Origin of the sequence: Synechococcus sp. R6-5, assembly GCF_047461775.1 — a bacterium.
In the GTDB taxonomy this organism is placed as follows: domain Bacteria; phylum Cyanobacteriota; class Cyanobacteriia; order Thermostichales; family Thermostichaceae; genus Thermostichus.
Window position 1 is genome coordinate 1 of record NZ_JANSHV010000160.1, and the last position, 2,005, is coordinate 2,005.

Consider the following 2,005-nt stretch of genomic DNA (forward strand, 5'->3'; position numbering starts at 1 on the left):
AGCAGTGTTCAGCGTAAATGTATCAGATCCGCGATCTCTCAAGCTCCTCCAAAAATAGGCCAAGTCGATCAAGTCGATCCCAGCAGTTGAGGCCGGATCTTATGGACTCCGTCCCACTGTAGCGAGCGGCCACCTGATCTTGATCTAGAGTGGGAAAGCATGGGCAGTGGGTGTGAGAGCATGGCTCCTTTGCAACGACGACGCCGGCGGTTTTGGATCTGGAGCATGGTAGTCATCCTGTCCGGGTTTATGGGATCCCTGCTGGCGGGATCAGCGCAGAACCTGGGAGCACAAGCCCAGCAGGGCCTGACTCAAGCCCAACTGGAGCAAGCTCAATATGTGCGCAGTTGTGGCAGTTGCCATGTGGCGTTGCCCGCCCAAGTGTTGCCCACTGAAACCTGGCGACGGCTGCTGCAGGATCCCAACCACTATGGCCAGCAGATCCAGCCCCTGAGCGGTGTGGCTTTACAACTGGCCTGGGGCTATTTGCGGCCCAACTCCCGGCCCCTGCGACAAGGGGAACAGGTGCCCTATCGCTTGGCAGATTCCCGCTATTTCCGCGCTTTGCATCTGCAAGTGGAGTTTCCCACTCCTGTGCGGGTGAGCGGCTGTGTGGATTGCCACCCCAGGGCTAATGGGGGAGACTTTGCCAGTCTCTCTCCAGAATGGCAATCTTGAGGAGCGCAACTGAGGCAATGCAGGTGGATCTGGCCACCATTCTGGCAGGCTATGCCCAAGGCTACTTCCTGATGGCCGACGAAAAGGCGGGATCCCTGGCTTGGTACAGCACCGACCGGCACGCGGTGATCCCCCTCGATGAGCGATTTCACTGCCCCCGTTCGTTGCGGCCCTTGGTGCGCAGCGGTCGCTTTCAGGTGCGGCTGAACTGCGCTTTTGAGCAGGTGGTAGAGGGCTGTGCCGCTCGTCCCCAAACCTGGATTAGCCCCGAGCTGAAGCAGATTTACGCAGCTCTGCACCGGTCTGGCTTTGCCCACAGCTTTGAAACCTGGCAGGGAGAGACCTTGGCAGGCGGGATCCTGGGTATTGCCCTTGGGGCGGCATTTATCGGCGAGTCCATGTTCTACCGCATTCCCAACGGCTCGAAGGTGGCCTTGGTGAAGTTGGTGGAGCACTTACGGGAGCGGGGCTTTCGCCTCTTCGACGCTCAGTTGATGAACCCGCACCTGGCCTGTTTTGGTGCCTTTCTCATGGATGGACAAGAGTACCTGAAGCTATTGCAGCAGTGCCTGGGGATCCCTTGTCGGTTCGATTAGACCTGTGATGCTCAAAGCGACAGGCTTCCCAATAGCTGCTGTTAGATCATTGCAGCGGCTCTTGGTGGGAAACTTGGTGGAAAATGAGGGAGGACTCCACTCTGCTGCTGTGAGCGAATACATCCCGTGGTGGGCCAGCACATCGGATCCGCTCTGTTCCCGTCAGTGGCAGATGAGACTGGCTCGCAAACACCGTTCGTTGCCGTCTGTGCTCTTCTGCGCTCAGAACGAAGAACTATTATGCTCAGACCAAAGAACCATTAGATTAGATGGGCATTGTTATAAGGTGAGAGGAGTTCTCTACTGCTGTTGAGATTGTCATGAGCCAAAAGCTTCTGTTTGTCTGTCTGGGCAACATCTGTCGTTCTCCCACCGCTGAAGGCATCACCAATCACCTTTTGCGCAGCAGCGGCCATAAGGAAGCAATTATCTGCGACTCAGCAGGTACGGCAGCCTATCACATCGGCAGCCCCCCAGATAGGCGCATGCAACAAGCAGCCCGATGCTATGGCCTAGAGCTACAAGGCAAGGCCCGCCAGATTCGACCTGCCGACCTGCGCGAGTTTGACCTGATCCTGGCTATGGATCGACAAAATTACCGCGACATTCTCAGCTTGGATCCCCAGGGAAAATATGCCGAGAAAGTGCGCCTGATGTGCAGCTATTGCCGCTCTCATTCTGACGAAGAAGTTCCGGATCCCTACTACGGGGGTGAGGCTGGATTCCATTAC

General features: G+C 56.8%; 3 protein-coding genes. All 3 read left to right on the forward strand.

What is annotated here, in order from left to right; all coding sequences use genetic code 11:
* The first annotated feature begins 225 nt into the window (after positions 1 to 225).
* Positions 226 to 678, forward strand: a complete 453-nt coding sequence (locus tag NW818_RS09170; RefSeq protein ID WP_414424374.1) for a hypothetical protein — start codon at positions 226 to 228, stop codon at positions 676 to 678.
* Positions 679 to 695: 17 nt separating this feature from the next.
* Positions 696 to 1,274: a leucyl/phenylalanyl-tRNA--protein transferase gene (aat, locus tag NW818_RS09175; protein ID WP_414424376.1), complete on the forward strand. Its 579-nt coding sequence runs from the start codon at positions 696 to 698 to the stop codon at positions 1,272 to 1,274.
* Between the two features lie 320 nt (positions 1,275 to 1,594).
* The coding region (locus NW818_RS09180) for a low molecular weight protein-tyrosine-phosphatase (protein ID WP_414424375.1) at positions 1,595 to 2,005 on the forward strand (411 nt) is incomplete at its 3' end.